Origin of the sequence: Fontivita pretiosa, from assembly GCF_050410795.1 — a bacterium.
Lineage (GTDB): Bacteria > Planctomycetota > Phycisphaerae > Tepidisphaerales > Tepidisphaeraceae > Fontivita > Fontivita pretiosa.
Genome location: NZ_CP191258.1, coordinates 823,554 through 841,294, shown reverse-complemented (window position 1 = coordinate 841,294; position 17,741 = coordinate 823,554). Strand labels below are relative to the sequence as shown.

The following is a 17,741-nucleotide window of genomic DNA, read 5'->3' as shown; positions in this document are numbered from 1 at the left end:
GCAGGCTATGACAGTCTTGATGGATCAAGCCGCGCAACTCCGCTCGCTGATACAGCAACAGCAACGGCAGGGGCAACCGCCGGCGCCGCAGCAGTCGGCTCCTCAGGTCAGACCCGCCCAGCGCAAGCGCGCCACGGTGATCGCGGTGACCAGCGGCAAGGGCGGCGTGGGCAAGAGCAATGTGGCGGTGAACCTGGCGATCCAGCTCGCCGGCGCCGGGCGCGATGTGGTCCTGCTGGACGCGGACCTGGGGCTGGCCAACGCCGACGTGCTGTGCAACGTGGATCTTCCGTTCAATCTCTCGCACGTGATTGCCCGCAAGAAGGAATTGTTCGAAGTGCTGTTCAAGGCGCCGGGTGGATTCCGGCTGATCGGCGGGGCGTCGGGGCTGGCGCGAATGGCGGACCTGTCGGACTTCGACCGTCAGCGGATCGTGGAGGCGCTGGGCGAGCTGGAGAGCCGCACCGACATCATCATCATCGACACGGGCGCGGGGATCAGTCCGAACGTGCTGAGCTTCACGCGCGCCGCGGATCACGTGCTGGTGGTGACCACGCCCGAGCCCACCGCCATCACCGACGCGTACGCGGTGATCAAGGTGCTCAGCCGCGGCGGAGTCGGCGCCGCCGCCGACGCTTCCACGCAACGCCGCATCAGCCTGCTGGTCAATCAGGCACGTTCAGCATCCGAATCGCGCGTCGTCTACGAGCGCATCGCCAAAGTCGCCAAGCAGTTTCTGAATGTCGATGTTTACGAGGCCGGTTACGTGCCCGCCGACGAGAACGTGCCGCTGGCGGTGCGCCGGCGCACGCCTTTCCTGCTGGCCGCCCCGCGATGCCCGGCCAGCCAGGGGATCGCGCAACTGGCGATGCGGCTGGAGCAGGGGCTGGCGCCGCGGATCAACACCCGCGGCGGCGGCGCGGGCGGATCGGGAGGGGGATTCTTCAGCCGCATGGTCGGCTGGCTCAGTGGCGGCTGCGGCGCGGCGCCGGTGAACGAGTCGGCCGCTTCGCCGCTGGCGGTGGCCGCACGGAGGTGATCGCCCGTGACCCAACGCATCGCCGCCGCCGTGGCTCTGGTCGTGTTCGTCGTCTGCCTGCTGGCCGGCGCCGCCGCGGGCAACGCCTTCAGCACGATCGTCACGCGGGCAATGCTGGCAATGGCGGTCACGGCAGTTATCGGACTGATCATCGGTGTAATGGCTCGACGCATGCTCGAGGAGAATCTCACGACAGTCGAGGAAAAGTTGAAAAAAGAATCGGGGAATTCGCCCGAAAGTGGCCGATAAGCAGATGTGGCGTCTCAGCCGTCGCCGTCGGCGTCGTCGCCATGTTCGCGCGCACGTCAGCGGGAGAATTCCGGCCAAATCCGGAGAAGCTATGACCAGGACCCAAAGTCAGAAGCGTGACGCTCGTGACAGTCGTGTCAATCGCCACACCCGTGATGCGGGCCAGACCCGCGACATCAGGCAGGTCTGGATTCAGTACAAGAAGCACAAGAGCGAAGAGCTGCGCAACATCCTCATGGAGCATTACCTGCACCTGGTGCGCTACAACGCCGAGCGCATCCACGTCAAGCTCCCCGACGAGGTGGAGCTGGACGACCTGATGTCCGCGGGCATCTTCGGGCTGATGGACGCAATCGCCTCATTCGATCTGGACCGTGGCGTGAAGTTCGAGACATTCTGCGCCCCGCGCATCCGCGGATCGATCCTCGATGAGCTGCGCGCCATGGACTGGGTTCCGCGGCTGGTCCGCTCACGCGCTCACAAACTCGACGCGGCCACCAAGGAACTGGAAGTCGAGATGGGCCGCACGCCCACCAACGAGGAAATCGCCCGGCGGCTGAAGATCTCGATGAGCGAGTTCGAGAAGATGGCCAAGGACGCCAGCGCCGTCGGGCTGGTGTCGCTGTCGCGCAAGTGGTTCGAGACCGACAGCAACAAGGACGTTCGCGAGATCGATGTTCTGGAGGACAAGCGCGGCGCCGATCCGGTCCGCGAGATCCAGCGAAAGGACCTGAAGGAGCTGATGACTCGGGGGCTGAGCCGCGCCGAACGCCTGATCATCATCCTCTACTACTTCGAGGAGATGACGATGAAGGAGATCGGCGCCACGCTGGATCTGTCCGAAAGCCGAGTCAGCCAGATGCACAGCAGCATCCTGGCGCGGCTTCGCGCCCAGATGGCCGACCGCAAGAAGGAACTCCAGCAGGCGGCGGCGGTGTGACCGGACCGCCGGTCGTGATCAGCCCGATTGGGCATGTGGGCGCAGCTTCATCAGCGCCAGCACCAGCGCGCCCAGCGCCGCGCAGCCGGCGCCAAAGACGAAGGGGAACATCACCCGCCCGTCCGCAAGACGAATGTTCCAGGTGAATCCCGCGATGACGCTGGCGGCGAGCTGTCCCAGGCCGCTGACGGTATAGAACAACCCGATCGCGCCGGCGCGCTGGTGCGCGGCGACCAGGTCGCTGACCAGCGCCTTGGTCACGCCTTCAGTCAGCGCCTGATACAGACCATAAACCGCCAGCAGGATCCAGGGTCCGCTTGCGTCCTTCGTCGTCGCGAAGCCCAGATACACCGCCGCGTACAGCAGCCAGCCGCTGATCACCACGGGCCGGCGGCCAACTTTGTCCGACAAGTGTCCCAGCGGCGTGGAGCCCAGCGCGTAAACCAGGTTGTAGACCGCGAACGCCAGCACCACCTGCGCTTCGCTGAGCCCCAATTGTCTGGATCGCAGCAGTAGAAACGAATCGCTGCTGTTGCCCAGCGAGAACAGGACATTGGCCAGGATCAGCATCCAGAATGGCGCTGGATACGGCTGCCAGATCGAGGGGATGTGCGTCTGCTTTGGGTCGTGCGGGATGTCACGGACGAACGCCGCCGTCAGCACGGAACTGATCAATCCCGGTATGGCCGCGATGAGGAAGAACCAGGCCAGCGAGGTCTGCGGCCTGGCCCACAGGATCGCCAGCGCCAGCAAAGGCCCCGCGATGGCGCCGCATGTGTCCATGGTGCGGTGCAGCCCGAAGGCCAGCCCGCGCGATTCGGGCGCGGTCGAGTCGGCGATCAGTGCATCCCGGGCCGAAGTGCGGATCGATTTGCCCAGTCGATCGCTGCAACGCCCGATCAGAAACAGCGGCCAGCCCACCACCCAGGCCGACATCCCCATCAGCGGCTTGCTGAACGCCGAGATCGTGTATCCGGCAAAGACGAATGGCTTGCGTTGACGAAACCGATCCGACAGAGCGCCGCTGATCCAACGAAGCCCGCTGCTGATTCCCTCGGCCAAACCGTCCACTACCCCCAGAAGCTTCGGCGAGGCCCCAAGCGTCTGCGTGAAGAACAGCGGCATCAATGGATACAGCATCTCCGATGCCAGGTCCGTGAAGAACGACACCCAGCCCAGAGCAATGACATTGCGCCCGATCTTGCGCTGCCCATGACGAAACATCGCGTGGCTACCCTTCGTGTCTGATTGTGGTTTCCAATCGCCCGCCGATCAGGCCCCATCGATGGCAGGGCTGCCTGCGATGCGTCGCAGGCTCGTGGTCAGGCAGTATGGCGGGACATGTGGTGTTTTGCCAGAGAGCCGCTGGCTGCACGGCTGCGGCTTCATCGCCATGTTCCGGGGCGGTATGATGTCCGCCAACCGCCTCGTGGTCGGCCACGGGGCTGCAACGGCCAGTCTCTTACCACGGGCAAGCACATGTCGATCAGCACACACGTGCCAGCGGGCGCCGGAGAACTGCCGCGATTTCAGGTCAGCGATTACCATCCCGACGGCGGCGTCTCGGCCGCCGGGTTCGGGATGCTCGTTTCGGCCCTGGTGCTGATCGGCGCGGCACTGGGATTCGTGGCGCACTGGGTCTCTCAATACTTCTGGCTCATCCTGCTGTTCCCTATCGGTATAGGTCTGATCCTGGGCTTTGTCGGCCAACGCATGGTCAAAAGCGGGCGCATCCGCAATCCAGCGGTGGGTGGACTGGCGGGATTCCTCGGCGGGGCGCTGGCGATGAGCCTGATGCACTACTTCGACTACGAATCCTTCCGCAAGGAACTGGCGCAGGTGGACCCACAGCTTCTCCAGATCGCCCAACTGCCGCCTGAGCAGCGGCAGCAACTGATTCGCGACGACCTGGCGGAACAGGACCGCCAGGCACTGGAGGCGCTGTTCGAAGCGGCGCAGGTCAAGACTTTCTTCGATTACATGGAGATGGAAGCCCGCCACGGCGTGGAACTGAAGAAGACCGGTCGCGGGCAGGGACTAAACCTGGGGTATTACGGTTCGTATATCTATTGGATTGTGGAGATCCTGATCGTGGCGGGGATCACATTCGGGATGGTGAAAAACGCCACGTCGCAGCCGTTTTGTGCCGCTTGCGACCAATGGAAGCAGTCGCGCGTGTTGGGGTTTTTCAGCGGGGATCCGGCAGCGGCGACCCGGTCGATCCAGGCCGGAGACCTGAACCAAATGCGCGCCGCGGGTTCAACCGCAGAGCTCACCAACCACCGCCTCTCCGTCGCCTGGTGTTCGTCCTGTGGCGACGAAGGCACCATCCACCTGAAGTTGGAGCAAATCACCACCGATGGTAAGGGCAACGTGACGACCAGGACCGTGGCGCACGGCACCTATCCGGCGGTGGCGATGTCGGCGTTGGCGGCGCTGTTCGCGCCGCAAACAGCCCAGCCGTCTGTTGCACAGCCAACCGACTGATCCAACACACCCTCGCGGAAATTCCCCGATTCAGGCTTTCCCCAACCGAACCCAACGTCGCCGGCAGCGAATTGTCTGATTATGATCCGCCCGGCAGACGTCCGGGCATCTGACAGGAGGCGATGACGACACATGAGCGTGATCACAAAGATCACCGAACAGAAGCGCAACCGTGACCGGCGCAACGTGTTCCTTGATGGCAAGTTCGCGTTCGGATGCAACATCCTGATCATCGCCAAGTTCCAGCTTCGTCCCGGCATGCGGCTGGACGAGCAGCAAATTCGCGAAATCGAGTTCGGCGATGTCAAGCAGGAGTGCATGGCGGCGGCGATGCAGTTCCTCTCGCACCGGCTGCACAGCCGTGCCGAGCTGTATCGCAAGCTTGCCCGTCGCGAGTGGGGAGAGGCCATCATCGATTCGGTCATGGAAGACCTGACCCGCATGGGCTACATCGACGACGAACGCTTCGCCAGAGCCAAGGCGCTTGCCGCGGCACAGCAGAAGCAGCACGGGCGTCGGCGGGCGTTCATCGAGCTGATCCGCTCGGGTGTCAGTGGTGACGTTGCCACCAGAGCACTGGACGAGGTCTACAGCCAGACCAATGCCCTGGCCATGGCACGGGAGCTGGCCGGCAAACACGCTGCCCGGCTGCGCAATCTGGACCCGACGGTTGCGAGGCGGCGTCTGGCGGGACTGCTGCGGCGACGCGGTTTCGACTATGACGATGCCAGGCCCGTCATCGACGAAGTCCTTGGCGCCGACGAGCCGCAGCCAAAGGACACCGACCAGAACCAGCCCGCCGAACAACCCACCCATTGCGTGTCGCAACCTGCCCGACAGTCATAGGCCGACCCGTCGCATCCTCCGCCCGGCTGTTCCGCTAGATGCATCGATCCAGCACCCGCGCCGCCACTTTGCGGGCGTCGAAGTACTCTTCGGCCAGCGCGCGGGCGGCGGCGCAGTGAGCGGCGTAGTCCCGCTCCACAGCCTGCACGCACTCGATCGCCTGCTCAAACGTGCTGAATCGCAGCACACCCTGGCCGCCCTCGAAGTACCCGATCGGCCCAGTGTCCTGGATGATCGCCGGCCTGCCGCACGCCAGGTAGCAGATCGTTCGATCACTGATCCAGCCGGTTTTCAGCTTGACGTAGGCGGGTTTGGCGCAGCCGAATTCGCCGCGGGAGCTTTGCACATACCGCTGGAAATCCAGTGGTGATCCGGCGGCCTCGTGTGCCTCGCGAACCTGCCAGCCATGCGATTCGAGCATGGCGCGCTCGACACTGTCACCGGCCAGGTGAATCGCCAGCTCCAGCTTCGCCTCCACCCGCTGGGGAAGTTGCACGTACGGGAGAAATGCGCTGCGCTTGTCATTCTTGTAAACCGTGCCGTCCTCGTCGGCCATCCACTCGTTCATGTACCAGTGCGAGACAGTGGTGTAGGCGCCTTGCCCGGCGGCGGGCGGGGGAATCATCGGCCAGTGCTCCAGACTTACGCACGGCGGGACATGGATCCAATCCAGCCCAAGCGAAGGGAAGCGCGATCCCAACGTCCCCACGCTTTGTCCAATGGTGAAGTACACGTCGTGCGCGGCCGGGTTCATGTGACCCTTCTGCATCGCGAACTGGAGCAGCCCCGGATCGATATCCAGCAGGGCCGAACGACGGAACCGCCTGACGAGCGATTCGGGCAGGTCGTATCGCAGATCGAACAGCAACTGGGCGCCGCTCGCCTCCTCCACACCCAGAGTGCCGGTGTCGAAGCCGACGGGCGAGCCGTCGGGCCGGATCAATGCGATCGTCTCCGCCAGACCGAACGCCGCGATCCGCTCTCGCAGCAGCTCGAGCGATGCCAGCGTTTGATCCGGCGACCTGGCCGGATCGATCACGTCCAGCCAGATGATCCGCTCGGCGCCGGCGGCGCGAAAGCCCAATGCCCAGTTGATGAACACCCACAGGTGGCCGCCCTGCGGGTAACGCAGCGTGTTGGAGGTTCCCAGACAGACGCTGAAGCTCACGACGACGAGTCCTTTGTCCGACGGTGAGTGGGTGCGTCAATCGCCTCGGGCCGGCGGGGGCGTGGTGTCGCTGAACAGCATTTGCACGTGCTCGGCACGCCTGGGAGTATCCGTCGGATCCAACAGCAGGGCCATGGCTCGGAAGAGGGTCTGAAGCCGCGGATCCTGTCGCAGCAGGTCCGGCCCACCCGCTGCGCGCTGGATGCGGTCCAGGTCCGCCGCCAGCGACAGGCAACGCCATCGCATCTGTAGGAATTGCCGATCCAGAACCTGCTCAGCATCGAGCACCGTGGTCGCGGTCGATTCGGTCATGGCCTGGATTCTACGCCGCCGGGCAGTTTCCCGGAATACGCGATGGACCGCTTCGCGCGGTGTGCCGGATGGTTCTCCGATTGCGGGTCCAAATTACCCCCGCCCGTCTTTGAGCGGCCCCTCCATCGCTGGCCAAAACGAAAATCGCCGCCAACATCCCACGATGTCAGCGGCGGTCATTCATACCCCCTAGGGGAGTCGAACCCCTGTCCTCTGGCTGAGAACCAGATATCCTAGGCCACTAGACGAAGGGGGCGGGGCCTTTCAGGCGCATATTAGCTTGTCCGACAGCGAAGTTTAGACGGTCGGCGTAGAGTGTCAAGTGGCAATCGGCACCGCCGGCCGGGCGTCTTACTGGCTCGGCGCAAGGCGGCTGCTCGAGAGGCACAGGCGTGCGGCGGCGGGCCATCGACTGGCCGCCAGCGGCTGCGTCGGCCGGTGCGGCTGTGTCAGAGTCAGCCGCGCACCGCGAAGACCTTCACGCTGGCCGCGTAGTCGTTGACGTTGAAGCGACTGAGCAACTCGCCGAGCCGGGCATGCAGGCTGTCCTGCGTGGCGGCGGCAGAGGGCTGCTGCGAGCCGCCGGCTCCGCCGCAGCACCCCGCGCTGGCGACAGCCAGATTGCCGGAGACTGATTCGGCTGGCGGGGAGCAACAGCCGCTCTGGCCTTCGACACTGGAGTAGGCGTTGAGGTCTGCGCCGCTGTCGATGACCTGAACATGGCTGAAGCCGGCCTGCTTGAGCAGTTGTTCGTATTCGTCGATGGGGATGGCGCCGGCGATGCATCCGACGTAGGCGGCAACATCCCGCGCCAGCTCCGGGGGCAACGGGCGCTTCAGCGCGATGTCGCTGATGGCCAGTCGCCCGCCGGGCTTAAGCACCCGGGCGATCTCGCGAAACACCGCCGGTTTGTCCGGCGCCAGATTGATCACGCAGTTGCTGATCACAACATCGACGGAGGCATCCGGCAGGGGCAGCTTGTCGATGGTGGCCAGGTGAAACTCGACATTCGAGAAGCCAGCCCTGGCGGCGGCGGCGCGGGCGCGCTGGATCATCTCCGGAGTCATGTCGATGCCGATGGCCTTGCCGGTGGGGCCGACCTTCTGCGCCGCGAGGAACACATCCAGTCCGCCGCCGCTGCCAAGATCCACGACAACTTCTCCCGGCCGCAGCGATGCGAAGGCTGTGGGATTGCCGCAGGACAGGCCCATGTTCGCCTCGGCGGGGATCGAGGCCAGCTCCTGGGGGGAGTATCCGAACGCCTGAGCGACGGCGCGTACACCCGCCTGCTGGCTGCTCAGGCTGCTCTGCGCCACCGAGGCATACTTGCTCCGGACCGCTTCGGTGATGTCGCTGGCCGTCTGCGCGGTGGCAGCGGGCATTGAAGTCTGGCTTGGGTTCGTGCAGCACTCGGGGCCGCAACAGTTGTTCAGGCTTTTCATGTGAATGTCTCCAAAAAGTCGGCCTCGGCGGTCGTGACCGTACAATAGTAGCAGTGCAAATGCGGTTCAGGTGAAGCAGACGTTGTCCGGCTATTCGAGGCGGCGTATCCCGTCACAGACGAACACCGTCATGCCAGCAGCGTCTTGATCTCCTCGACCGACGGCACGCGGCCCCAGACTTTGACCTGGCCGTCCACCGCCAACGCAGGCGTCATCATCACGCCGAAGTTCATGATCTGGTCCAGCGCAGCGATCTTTTCGATGCGATAGTCCAGTCCCAGTTCTTTGGCGGCCAACTCTGCGTGTTGGGCGAGCTTCTGGCACTTGGGACAACCGGTACCCAGAATTTGCAGCGTCTTCATAGCTGTCTCCACAAAGCCTTCAAGAAATCTTCAGGCGAAAATGGCGCCGTAAACCCAGCCGGACAGTGTGGCCATGATGATGACCAACCCCACGTAAACCAGCGTCCTGGCGGTGCCCATGACGCCTCGCAGCACAAGCATGTTGGGCAGCGATAGCGCCGGTCCGGCCAGCAGCAGCGCCAGCGCCGGACCTTTACCCATTCCGGCGCCGATCAGTCCCTGGAGGATGGGGACTTCCGTCAAGGTCGCGAAATACATGAGCGCGCCAGCGAAGGAGGCGACGAAGTTGGCACGCAACGAGTTGCCGCCCACCGAGCCGGCCACCCAGGAAGTGGGGATCAGCCCTTCGTGGCCGGGCCGGCCCAGCAGAAAGCCGGCGACCAGCACCCCCAGCAGCAGCAGGGGCAGAATCTGTTTGGCCAATTCCCAGGTGGCGGTAAGCCACTGACTCGCCTCGCGCTGACTTCCGGCGCAGATCCAGACCAGAGCGACGATGGCCGCCGCGAATGGAATCATCGGCTGCTGTTGTGCCAGCATCGCCAGCACTGCGATGGCGGCGATGCTCAGGGCCAGTTTCCACCACGGCACTGCGAACCACAGGACCAGCACGATTCCCAGCCCCGCAGCGGCCAGCGATGTGATGATCCACTTGACCGAGTAAATGGCTGAAAACAATCCGATCGGTTGTTGTGGGCTGCCCCAGTTGGCGAAGACCAGCACGGCCAGCATGAGGGCGAAATAGATTCCGGTTTTCCAGAGCGGACGAGCGTGCGGGGTCTGCGGCAAGCTTGCCGCCACCGCTGCACGCCGCATCTCATCCTTGCGAAAGATCAGGTGCATCAGCAGACCGATGACCAGGCTGAACAGAATGGCGCCAACCGCGCGGGCGATGCCCAGCTCTGGTCCGAGGATTCTGGCGGTGAGGATGATGGCCAGTACGTTGATCGCCGGACCTGAGTACAGGAACGCCGTGGCCGGTCCCAGTCCGGCGCCCATGCGCCAGATTCCGGCGAACAGGGGCAGAACGGTGCAGGAGCAGACGGCCAGGATCGTGCCCGACACCGACGCCACGCCGTACGCCAGCCACTTGGGCGCTGTTGGCCCCAGGTACTTCATGACCGATGCCTGCGAGACGAACACGCTGATGGCCCCGGCGATGAACAGGGCTGGGATCAGACACAGCAGCAGGTGCTCGCGGGCGTACCATCGGGCCAGATGCAGCGATTCGTTGATGGCGGCATCGAACCTGGCATTGCCAACCGGCAGGAACAGAAGCAGCAGGTACACTCCGATCATCGCGGCCAGCCGCGCCAGCTCGGCGCGCTGTGGTGCGTCGGGCCATCGCCATCTGGCCGACTCGGATGCGGCAGGACCGTCCACCGCTTTGGGCATTTGGCAACTCAGAGTGTTCATGCGAGTCTACTCGTAAGCTTCCACAGGCGACCTCGGGGGGTCGGGACGTTACCGAACGGCGGCCGGACGGTCTGTGGTCATTGCGATTGCGGACACGACATCGCCGGCGCCGAAGTGACGCTGTCGCAGGTACAACGCCACATTCACCAGTCCAATCAGCACCGGTACTTCCACCAGCGGGCCGATGACGGTCGCAAAGGCCTGTCCGGAGTGAATGCCGAACACCGCGATCGCCACCGCGATGGCCAGCTCAAAGTCGTTGCTGGCGGCGGTCAGGGCCACGGTCGCGACCTGCGGATACGCGCCGCGCATCCTCCTGGCCAGATGGAAGGTGATGAAGAACATCGCGACAAAGTAGGCGGCCAGAGGCACGGACACCCGCAGCACGTCCAGCGGAAGCTGCACGATCTTTTCGCCCTTGGAGCTGAACATTACCACGATCGTCAACAGCAGCGCCGCCAGCGTGAGCGGACTGATCCGCGGGATGAACACGCGCTCGTACCACTGCTGGCCTTTGATGGCCAGGCAGATCAGTCGCGTAACAGCGCCGGCGAGCAGGGGTGTGCCCAGGTAGATCAGCACGGTCTTTGCGATCTGGCCCATGCCGACGTCAACGACCGCGCCCTTCAATCCAGTCAGCGGCAACAGGAAGGTGATGAACAGCCATCCGTACACGCCGTACAGCAGCACCTGAAAGATCGCGTTGAACGCGACCAGCCCCGCCGCCAGATCGCGGTCTCCGTCGGCCAGATCGTTCCAGACCAGCACCATCGCGATACATCTGGCCAGGCCGACCAGCACCAGCCCCATCGCATAATCCGGCAGGTCATACAGCAGCCCCACCGCCAGCACAAACATGACGATCGGGCCCACGACCCAGTTGATCGCCAGCGAAAGCAGCAGCACGCGACCGTGTCCGAACACGGCCGAGAGCTTCTCGTAACGCACCTTGGCCAGCGGGGGGGTACATCATCAGGATCAGCCCGATGGCGATGGGGATGTTGGTGGTGCCGATCTGGAAGCGATCGATGAACACTTCCGTCTGCGGCAGGAAGTATCCCAGTCCGACGCCCGCGGCCATCGCCAGGAAGATCCACAGCGTCAGGTACCGGTCCAGGAAAGAGAGTTTCTTCGAGATTCCGTCGCTCATGGCGATTTTCTGCTGGTTAAAGATTCGGGAAGCGTGCGGACCCAGTCGCGGATTTCATCTCGCACGCGGCGGTAGTGGACCATCGCCTCGGCCTCGGTCTTTGCATCGCGTGCCAGGTAAGGCGGATCATCGAACCCGACGTGAATTACAGGAACGTTGCCGCGGAAGATCGGGCAGGACTCGTGCGCCTGATCGCAGACGGTCACGACATAGTCGAGCGGCACGTTCGTGAACTCATCCACGTGTTTGGAGCGCTGGGAGGAGATATCCACGCCCGCCTCGGCCATCGCTTTGACCGCCAGCGGGTTCAGGCCCTTGGGCTGGGTTCCTGCCGAAAAAGGTTCGATCACGTCGCCGCGGAGGTGGCGTGCCCAGACTTCGGCCATCTGGCTGCGGCAGGAGTTGCCGGTGCAGAGGAACAACACCCGCGTCTTTCGCATTGGCGTTTGCATAGTTCTTCCGGGTCTTCGGCGAGGATCTGTTTCAGCCGCCGCGCGTCGTCCAGAGCGCGAGGATCGCGTCCCAGCGACGAGGCGATCCATTGGATCGCGCCGCGAACCGCCGGTGGGGACTGTTCGTCATCGGCGAGGCGGAAAAACATCCACCGACCCTGCTTGCGCGCCTCGATGAGTCCGGCGTGGCGGAGGATCGACAGGTGTTTGGAGACGGTGGAGGGCGCCAGAGCCAGCAGCTCAGTGATCTGGCAGAGGCACAGTTCGCCGGCGCGGCGGATGGCCAGCAGCGCCCGCAGGCGTCCCTCATCCGCCAGGGCAGTGGCGATGGCCAGAAGCTGGTCCATGTGATTCGTCATTTCGCCAAACGACGAAATAATAGTGCTTGCCCCGGGCAAGTCAAGCGCCGAATCCGCCAAGGCGTTCTCCCGCCCCCGGGCCGCAGCGGCGGCAGTGGACAACACGACGCGTCCGGCACGATATTTAAGGGTATGCAGCGTCGCCGCTGGCTACCGCTTGCGTTGTTGGTTTGTTGCTGCTGGCACTGTGCGCCGGCGTGCGGCGAAATCAGGCTGCCATCCATCTTCGCCGACCACATGGTCCTGCAAGCCGGCGCGAAGCTGCCGGTGTGGGGCCGCGCCGACCCGGGCCAGACCGTGGTCGTGAAGCTGGGCGGGCAGGAACTGTCCGCCACCGCCGATCAGCACGGACGATGGCGCGTGGTCTTCGAGCCGATCGCGTCGGATTCGCCGCTGGAGATGCAGATCAGCTCGTCGGACAAGACCATCACCATCCGGGACATTCTCATCGGAGAGGTGTGGGTCTGCTCGGGGCAGTCGAACATGGACTGGCCGGTCCGGGCGGCGCTGGAGCCGGCCAGGGAGATCGCCGAGGCCGACTATCCCCAGATCCGATTGTTCATCGTCGAGAACCGCGCCTCTTCTCAGCCGCAGGAGGATTTGATTGGGCAATGGCGCGTCTGTTCGCCCAAGAGCGTCGGCGATTTTTCGGCGGTTGGGTACTTCTTCGGACGAAAACTTCATCGGCATCTCAAGACGCCGGTGGGGCTGATCAAAAGCGCCTGGGGCGGCACGACCTGCGAGGCTTGGACCGATCTGGGTTCGCTCAAGGCCGACCCCGTCCTTGAGCCGATCGTGCAGCGCTACGAACAGAGTCTGCCCCGCGCCGCCGAGCTTCGAGCAGACTACGAGAAGAAGCTGGCCGAATGGATCGAGTTGGCGACGCAGAAGGATCCGGGAGACAGCAAAACGTCGGAAGGTTGGGCTGGGGTTGAGTTCGACGACAGCGCCTGGAAGTCGATCGACCTGCCCGGGACGTTTGAAGGCTGCACGGGACAGGACATTGATGGGGCGGTCTGGTTTCGGCGTGCGGTGGAGGTGCCGCAAGCCTGGGCGGGCAGGGAACTGGAGCTGAACCTCGGGATTGTGGACGATCACGATGTGGTCTATTTCAACGGCGTGCGTGTGGGCGCCACCGGGCCGGATACGCCGCGCGCCTGGCAGGTTGCGCGCCGTTACGTCGTGCCGGGAGAACTGGTGCGCGCCGGGCGGAATGTGATTGCGGTGCGGGTGTTCGACACGGGGGGTTCGGGGGGAATGTGCGGCCCGGCCGAAGCGATGAACCTGCAAACACGGGCCAAGCCAGATGCCGACGCGGCGACCAGCTCGCCCATACCGCTGCACGGAGACTGGAAATACGCCATCGAGCTGGCGCTGGAGCCGAAGCGCGACATTCCGCCGCCTCCGTCACCACCTGCCGGGCCTGACACGCCTTACGCCCCGGCCAACCTGTACAACGGCATGATCCATCCGCTGGCGGGTCTGGCGATCCGCGGAGTCATCTGGTATCAGGGCGAATCCAACTGCGAGCGGGCCTTTCAGTATCGCACCTTGCTTCCGGCGATGATCAGGGGCTGGCGACGTGCCTGGGGGCAGGGCGAGTTTCCGTTCCTGATCGTTCAGCTCACCAGCTTCCACGCCCCGGCCACCCAGCCGGTCGAGCCCAGCACCTGGGCCGAGCTGCGCGAGGCGCAACTGCTGACCACGCGCTCGGTACCCAACACCGCCCTGGCCGTCACCATCGACGTCGGCGACGCCAACGACATCCATCCCCGCAACAAGCAGGAAGTCGGACGGCGACTGGCGCTGTTGGCGATGAAAGACGTCTACGGGAAGGACGTGGTCGCGTCCGGGCCGATCTTCAAGTCGATGACGATCGAGGAAAACAAGGTGAAGCTGAAGTTCGACCACGTCGGCACGGGACTGAAGGCCAAAGACCAGTGCCTCAACGGTTTTGCCGTCGCGGGCGAAGATCGCAACTTCGTCTGCGCCGAGGCGAAGCTGGGCGGGGAAACCTGCGACACGGTGATCGTCTGGAGCGAGAAGGTCCCCAAACCCGTGGCGGTGCGCTACGGCTGGGCTGACAACCCGCAGGTGACGCTGGTCAATTCCGAGGGACTGCCGGCATCACCGTTCCGGACGGACGACTGGCCCGGTGTGACTGACCAGCGTCGGTGATCCGGGCGCCGGCTCTTCCGACGGATACGCGCCGGCGATCAGCTTCTTGACGATCAGGATGAACACGCCGGTCAGCAGCAGGTTCAGCGCCAAAGAGAGGATCGCCACCAGCAGCGTTGGCCCGCCGATGCCATAGCTCAGCGAGATCACCAGCACGCCCGCTCCCACCTCGCCGCGCGGGAACATGCCCACCGCCACCGCCAGCCGCTCGCGCCACGTGGCCTCTCGACGATAGCAGAACGCCGGAAAGAGCTTGCCGATGTTCGAGATGATCGTGATCAGCACGACGTGAACGGCGATGATCCCCCAGCCGGGGAACGCGTTCTTCGCCTCCAGAACGTGCTGGGGCACGCCTTCGTACATGAGCACTTTGGCGGAGGATTCGGCGGGGACGGAACTGCCCGCGCCCAGGATCGGCGGCATCGACAGGCCCACCAGAACCATGAACGCCGCCGACACGATGGTGGACACAAGCTGCTCGGTGGGTTGCTCCGGGCCGGGTTCGGTCCCTTCCGGCTCCAGGTGCGAAGGCTCGGTGACATGTTCCGGCCCGCGGAGCACGCATCCCAGCACGAAAGCGGGCAACAGCACCTCCAGATGCACCGGCACCAGCGGATCGACCTGCATGCTGCCCAGATGGATCAGCTCACTGATCAGCGTGATGCCCGCCGCGTAGCTCAGCACCCACGGCCAGGTGACCGGCAGGGTCCAGGCGTTGAGGTACTTCCAGGCGATCCACAGCAGCAGCACGATGACCAGGACAATCACCAGGAGCTGCCACTTCACCCCGACCATCATGATCTTCAGCGGGATCATAAGCAGGATGGTGTCCAGGTCGTCGAAGATCGCCAGGATCCTGGCCTTGCGGAAGACCCATGTTGCCCCCAGACCGGCGGCGGCGAGCATCGCGAACAGCACGCCCGCCGACGTGGGTGAGGCGAAACGCGACTCCAGCAGGACTTCCTTCCACAGGTCCGGGTGCCCCCAGACTGCGCGCGGCGACATCACGTAGACAAAGTACAGGGCGCAGAAAATCCACGGGAACGCCGCCGCCGTGAAGGCCACGAAATAGTCCCAGGCATACTTGCGCGGCTGCGAGCGGTCGATGTCGAACTCGAAGCCGACATGGATCATGATGAACGACAACGCCAGCATCGTCAGCAGACGGATGGGCGTCTGGAAGGCAGCCGGGGTGAATTGAGAGGCGATCAGCCCCAGGACAAGAAGAAGGGAATAGATCAGGACTTTGCGCATCGTCGGAGCATCCCGCGGACAAGGCGCGACGTCATTGAGGACGGGACGTACGCGCTGCACTGCGAGGCGACGGCCCGATCGCCTCCGACTCCTGCGGGCACTGCTCCGTGCCGGCACCCTTCCACTTGCCGACGGTAGGGTAGCCTGCACTTCTCCTGCGGGCAAGCATGTCGGTGCAACTTACGTTGTGCGTGTTGTTGAGGAAGCGAGCGGCTGCGGCTCCGCCTGAGGTTGTGTTGCCAAAGCATCGTGCGCGATCGACTGTCGCGCCTGATCCAGGATCGCGTTCAGCTCCGCCTGACGCACGTCGGTGGCGTTGATGTGAATCGCGCCGCGATCGAGTCGGACCTGGGCCGCGTCGCCGTCGCTGCGGAGCAGGTACAGTTGGTCGGTGGGATCATCCAGGGTGGCGGCCCATCCGGCGTCGTGGGCGAATTGCAGAAAGCGGTTGAGCACGATCGCGCCCAGATCCTCTGGCAGCCGAAGCACAATTCCGGGTTCGGCACAGACCGCTGGCAGTTGGTTGGCAGGCGGCCGCGCCGCGCGTCCCGAGCCGCCGCAGGCGAATGCCGGCACGAGCAGCATCGGCGCCACGATTGTCGTCAGCAGCGTCATCATGATCGAGACCCCGAACACATTCTCGCCGATGATGTGCCGAGACAGCCCCACGCCCGCCACGATCAGCGCCACCTCGCCACGGGGCATCATGCCGATCCCCACGCGCAGGGCGCCCAGCAGGTTGAAACCTGTCCCCAGCGCCGCCGCTCCGCAGCCCAGAACCTTGCCCAGCATCGCCGCCAGCGTCACCACCAGCCCGAACAGCAGCACGCGCCAGTCACTGGCCATGGCATGGAAGTTGACGAGCATTCCCAGCACGGCAAAGAAGATGGGAACGATGAACTCTCCGATGGGGCGCAGCTCGGCCATGAGCCGATGGGCCGCCTGCGTTCGCGACAGTCCCAGGCCAACCGAATAGGCGCCGATGATGAAAGCCAGGCCGAAGCCTTCGGCTGCGGCGGAGCAGATGAACGCCAGCGACAGCCCCATCGCCACCATGGCGCCGGCGTAATTGATCTTCAGCAGGATTCGTTCCAGAGGCCTGGCCAGGACAAACGCCAGCAGGGTCAGCGCGATCCAGAAGCCCATCGCTCGCAGCGCGACCAGGCTCACCGATCCAAGGGAGACTGAGCCGCTGGAGGCGATGCCGCCGACGATCGCCAGCACGATGATGCCCAGCACGTCGTCCAACACCGCGGCGCCGATGATGGTCACGCCTTCAGGGGAATCCAGGCGGTTGATGTCGCTGAGCACGCGCGCGGTGATGCCGATGCTGGTGGCCGCCAGGATGCTGCCGACAAACAGCGCGGGGATGAAGACCATCTCGCCCGGGCTGCTGCGCGACAGCGCCGAGAAAAACGGGATGTAGACCACGGCTGTGCCCAGCGCGAACGGAACGATCACGCCCAGTGTCGCCACAAATGCCGCCGGTCCAACGTAACGCAGGAACTGATTCAGGTCGGTGTGCAGGCCGGTGACGAACAGCAGGACGATGCTGGCGAATTGGGCCAGGGTCCAGACGACCTCATTGACCGGCCACTGCTGGGCGGAAGTCGGCTGGGGAAACAGGGGGATCCAGTGTCCTTCGATGGGGATGTGGATGATGTGGCCGAGAAGGAACGGGCCGATGATGGCGCCGGCCAGCAGCTCGCCGATCACGCCGGGAACCTTGACCTTCTCGCAAAGCCAGCCCATCAGCTTTGCGGAGGTGAGGATCGCGCCGACCTGAAGCAGGATCAGCATGATGCGATAGGTTCGGGCGTGTTCGCCGAAGGCTTGCAGCTCGGAAAGATCGGGCGAGACATGCAGTTGCGAGGCCGGCTGCGTGGCAGCCGAGGCGTGGGCCGCGCCCGCCAGCCCAAACAACAGGAGGGTAGCCAGTGCGAGCCATGCTCCCAGCGGCAGCGCGTTTGTTCGCCGCCTTGCATGCGGGATGCGAATCGAAGATCTCTGCGAAAGCGAATTCAAGTGCCAGTGCGATTCAGCCATAACCCGGGCGACGATCCTACGGGATCGGATTGCAGGCTCCAAGT

Annotated in this window: 16 protein-coding genes, 1 tRNA gene and 1 pseudogene; 6 read left to right on the top strand and 12 right to left on the bottom strand. The window is 64.4% G+C overall.

The genetic code is table 11. The features are described 5' to 3' along the window. Window positions 1-7 precede the first annotated feature (7 nt). The 3 genes from ACQS5P_RS03300 to ACQS5P_RS03290 all read left to right on the top strand — a co-directional run bounded on the left by ACQS5P_RS03300 (window position 8) and on the right by ACQS5P_RS03290 (window position 2,228). Window positions 8-1,039: a MinD/ParA family protein gene (locus tag ACQS5P_RS03300; protein WP_428939479.1), complete on the top strand. Its 1,032-nt coding sequence runs from the start codon at window positions 8-10 to the stop codon at window positions 1,037-1,039. Window positions 1,040-1,045: 6 nt separating this feature from the next. Continuing rightward, complete coding sequence (locus ACQS5P_RS03295) at window positions 1,046-1,288, top strand: glycine zipper domain-containing protein (protein WP_428939478.1); 243 nt, start codon at window positions 1,046-1,048, stop codon at window positions 1,286-1,288. A gap of 91 nt (window positions 1,289-1,379) precedes the next feature. Continuing rightward, the gene (locus ACQS5P_RS03290) at window positions 1,380-2,228 is read left to right on the top strand and encodes a FliA/WhiG family RNA polymerase sigma factor (protein WP_428939477.1); all 849 of its coding nucleotides are present in this window, start codon (window positions 1,380-1,382) and stop codon (window positions 2,226-2,228) included. Window positions 2,229-2,246: 18 nt separating this feature from the next. Here ACQS5P_RS03290 and ACQS5P_RS03285 read toward each other — a convergent pair whose 3' ends face one another. After that, window positions 2,247-3,452 (bottom strand): MFS transporter, encoded by a 1,206-nt coding sequence (locus ACQS5P_RS03285; RefSeq protein WP_428939476.1) that lies wholly within the window; start codon window positions 3,450-3,452, stop codon window positions 2,247-2,249. 255 nt (window positions 3,453-3,707) lie between these two features. Between ACQS5P_RS03285 and ACQS5P_RS03280 the strand changes: the two genes are divergently transcribed. Together ACQS5P_RS03280 and ACQS5P_RS03275 are read left to right on the top strand one after the other, a co-directional pair. Then, window positions 3,708-4,715, top strand: coding sequence for a hypothetical protein (locus ACQS5P_RS03280; protein WP_428939475.1), 1,008 nt, complete (start codon window positions 3,708-3,710; stop codon window positions 4,713-4,715). Window positions 4,716-4,847: 132 nt separating this feature from the next. After that, complete coding sequence (locus tag ACQS5P_RS03275; protein WP_428939474.1) at window positions 4,848-5,561, top strand: hypothetical protein; 714 nt, start codon at window positions 4,848-4,850, stop codon at window positions 5,559-5,561. A 34-nt stretch (window positions 5,562-5,595) separates the two neighbouring features. Here the strand turns inward: ACQS5P_RS03275 and ACQS5P_RS03270 are convergent, their stop codons facing one another. The 9 genes and pseudogenes from ACQS5P_RS03270 to ACQS5P_RS03230 all read right to left on the bottom strand — a co-directional run bounded on the left by ACQS5P_RS03270 (window position 5,596) and on the right by ACQS5P_RS03230 (window position 12,207). Then, on the bottom strand, window positions 5,596-6,729 hold the full coding sequence (locus tag ACQS5P_RS03270) for a hypothetical protein (protein WP_428939473.1): 1,134 nt from the start codon (window positions 6,727-6,729) through the stop codon (window positions 5,596-5,598). A gap of 36 nt (window positions 6,730-6,765) precedes the next feature. Then, window positions 6,766-7,041, bottom strand: coding sequence for a hypothetical protein (locus ACQS5P_RS03265; RefSeq protein ID WP_428939472.1), 276 nt, complete (start codon window positions 7,039-7,041; stop codon window positions 6,766-6,768). Window positions 7,042-7,224: 183 nt separating this feature from the next. Beyond that, window positions 7,225-7,297, bottom strand: a tRNA-Glu gene (locus ACQS5P_RS03260). A gap of 199 nt (window positions 7,298-7,496) precedes the next feature. After that, window positions 7,497-8,423: an arsenite methyltransferase gene (arsM, locus tag ACQS5P_RS03255; RefSeq protein ID WP_428939471.1), complete on the bottom strand. Its 927-nt coding sequence runs from the start codon at window positions 8,421-8,423 to the stop codon at window positions 7,497-7,499. A gap of 188 nt (window positions 8,424-8,611) precedes the next feature. Beyond that, complete coding sequence (locus ACQS5P_RS03250) at window positions 8,612-8,845, bottom strand: thioredoxin family protein (RefSeq protein ID WP_428939470.1); 234 nt, start codon at window positions 8,843-8,845, stop codon at window positions 8,612-8,614. A 30-nt stretch (window positions 8,846-8,875) separates the two neighbouring features. Further along, the gene (locus tag ACQS5P_RS03245; RefSeq protein WP_428939469.1) at window positions 8,876-10,258 is read right to left on the bottom strand and encodes a permease; all 1,383 of its coding nucleotides are present in this window, start codon (window positions 10,256-10,258) and stop codon (window positions 8,876-8,878) included. Between the two features lie 48 nt (window positions 10,259-10,306). After that, window positions 10,307-11,408, bottom strand: a pseudogene (gene arsB, locus ACQS5P_RS03240) (ACR3 family arsenite efflux transporter). Then, complete coding sequence (locus ACQS5P_RS03235; RefSeq protein ID WP_428940988.1) at window positions 11,405-11,848, bottom strand: arsenate reductase ArsC; 444 nt, start codon at window positions 11,846-11,848, stop codon at window positions 11,405-11,407. Before ACQS5P_RS03235 ends, arsB begins: the two are co-directional and overlap by 4 nt. Next, the gene (locus ACQS5P_RS03230) at window positions 11,755-12,207 is read right to left on the bottom strand and encodes an ArsR/SmtB family transcription factor (protein WP_428939468.1); all 453 of its coding nucleotides are present in this window, start codon (window positions 12,205-12,207) and stop codon (window positions 11,755-11,757) included. The genes ACQS5P_RS03235 and ACQS5P_RS03230 overlap by 94 nt, the downstream gene beginning before the upstream one ends. 249 nt (window positions 12,208-12,456) lie before the next feature. On the opposite strand from ACQS5P_RS03230, the gene ACQS5P_RS03225 reads away from it, so the two are divergent. Continuing rightward, window positions 12,457-14,397: a sialate O-acetylesterase gene (locus ACQS5P_RS03225; RefSeq protein ID WP_428939467.1), complete on the top strand. Its 1,941-nt coding sequence runs from the start codon at window positions 12,457-12,459 to the stop codon at window positions 14,395-14,397. Here ACQS5P_RS03225 and ACQS5P_RS03220 read toward each other — a convergent pair. Next, window positions 14,347-15,651: a sodium:proton antiporter gene (locus tag ACQS5P_RS03220; protein ID WP_428939466.1), complete on the bottom strand. Its 1,305-nt coding sequence runs from the start codon at window positions 15,649-15,651 to the stop codon at window positions 14,347-14,349. The two genes, ACQS5P_RS03225 and ACQS5P_RS03220, sit on opposite strands and share 51 nt — an antisense overlap. A gap of 180 nt (window positions 15,652-15,831) precedes the next feature. After that, window positions 15,832-17,574: a cation:proton antiporter gene (locus ACQS5P_RS03215; protein WP_428939465.1), complete on the bottom strand. Its 1,743-nt coding sequence runs from the start codon at window positions 17,572-17,574 to the stop codon at window positions 15,832-15,834. Between the last annotated feature and the right edge of the window lie 167 nt (window positions 17,575-17,741).

What these genes read in the sequence shown, in the direction of transcription:
- ACQS5P_RS03225 (WP_428939467.1), top strand. Translation starts at nt 12,457, where the DNA reads ATGGTCCTGCAAGCCGGCGCGAAGCTGCCGGTGTGGGGCCGCGCCGAC.
- ACQS5P_RS03275 (WP_428939474.1), top strand. Translation starts at nt 4,848, where the DNA reads ATGAGCGTGATCACAAAGATCACCGAACAGAAGCGCAACCGTGACCGG.
- ACQS5P_RS03245 (WP_428939469.1), bottom strand. Translation starts at nt 10,258, where the DNA reads ATGAACACTCTGAGTTGCCAAATGCCCAAAGCGGTGGACGGTCCTGCC.
- ACQS5P_RS03235 (WP_428940988.1), bottom strand. Translation starts at nt 11,848, where the DNA reads ATGCGAAAGACGCGGGTGTTGTTCCTCTGCACCGGCAACTCCTGCCGC.
- ACQS5P_RS03280 (WP_428939475.1), top strand. Translation starts at nt 3,708, where the DNA reads ATGTCGATCAGCACACACGTGCCAGCGGGCGCCGGAGAACTGCCGCGA.
- ACQS5P_RS03265 (WP_428939472.1), bottom strand. Translation starts at nt 7,041, where the DNA reads ATGACCGAATCGACCGCGACCACGGTGCTCGATGCTGAGCAGGTTCTG.
- ACQS5P_RS03285 (WP_428939476.1), bottom strand. Translation starts at nt 3,452, where the DNA reads ATGTTTCGTCATGGGCAGCGCAAGATCGGGCGCAATGTCATTGCTCTG.
- arsM (WP_428939471.1), bottom strand. Translation starts at nt 8,423, where the DNA reads ATGCCCGCTGCCACCGCGCAGACGGCCAGCGACATCACCGAAGCGGTC.
- ACQS5P_RS03300 (WP_428939479.1), top strand. Translation starts at nt 8, where the DNA reads ATGACAGTCTTGATGGATCAAGCCGCGCAACTCCGCTCGCTGATACAG.
- ACQS5P_RS03290 (WP_428939477.1), top strand. Translation starts at nt 1,380, where the DNA reads ATGACCAGGACCCAAAGTCAGAAGCGTGACGCTCGTGACAGTCGTGTC.
- ACQS5P_RS03250 (WP_428939470.1), bottom strand. Translation starts at nt 8,845, where the DNA reads ATGAAGACGCTGCAAATTCTGGGTACCGGTTGTCCCAAGTGCCAGAAG.
- ACQS5P_RS03230 (WP_428939468.1), bottom strand. Translation starts at nt 12,207, where the DNA reads ATGGACCAGCTTCTGGCCATCGCCACTGCCCTGGCGGATGAGGGACGC.
- ACQS5P_RS03220 (WP_428939466.1), bottom strand. Translation starts at nt 15,651, where the DNA reads ATGCGCAAAGTCCTGATCTATTCCCTTCTTCTTGTCCTGGGGCTGATC.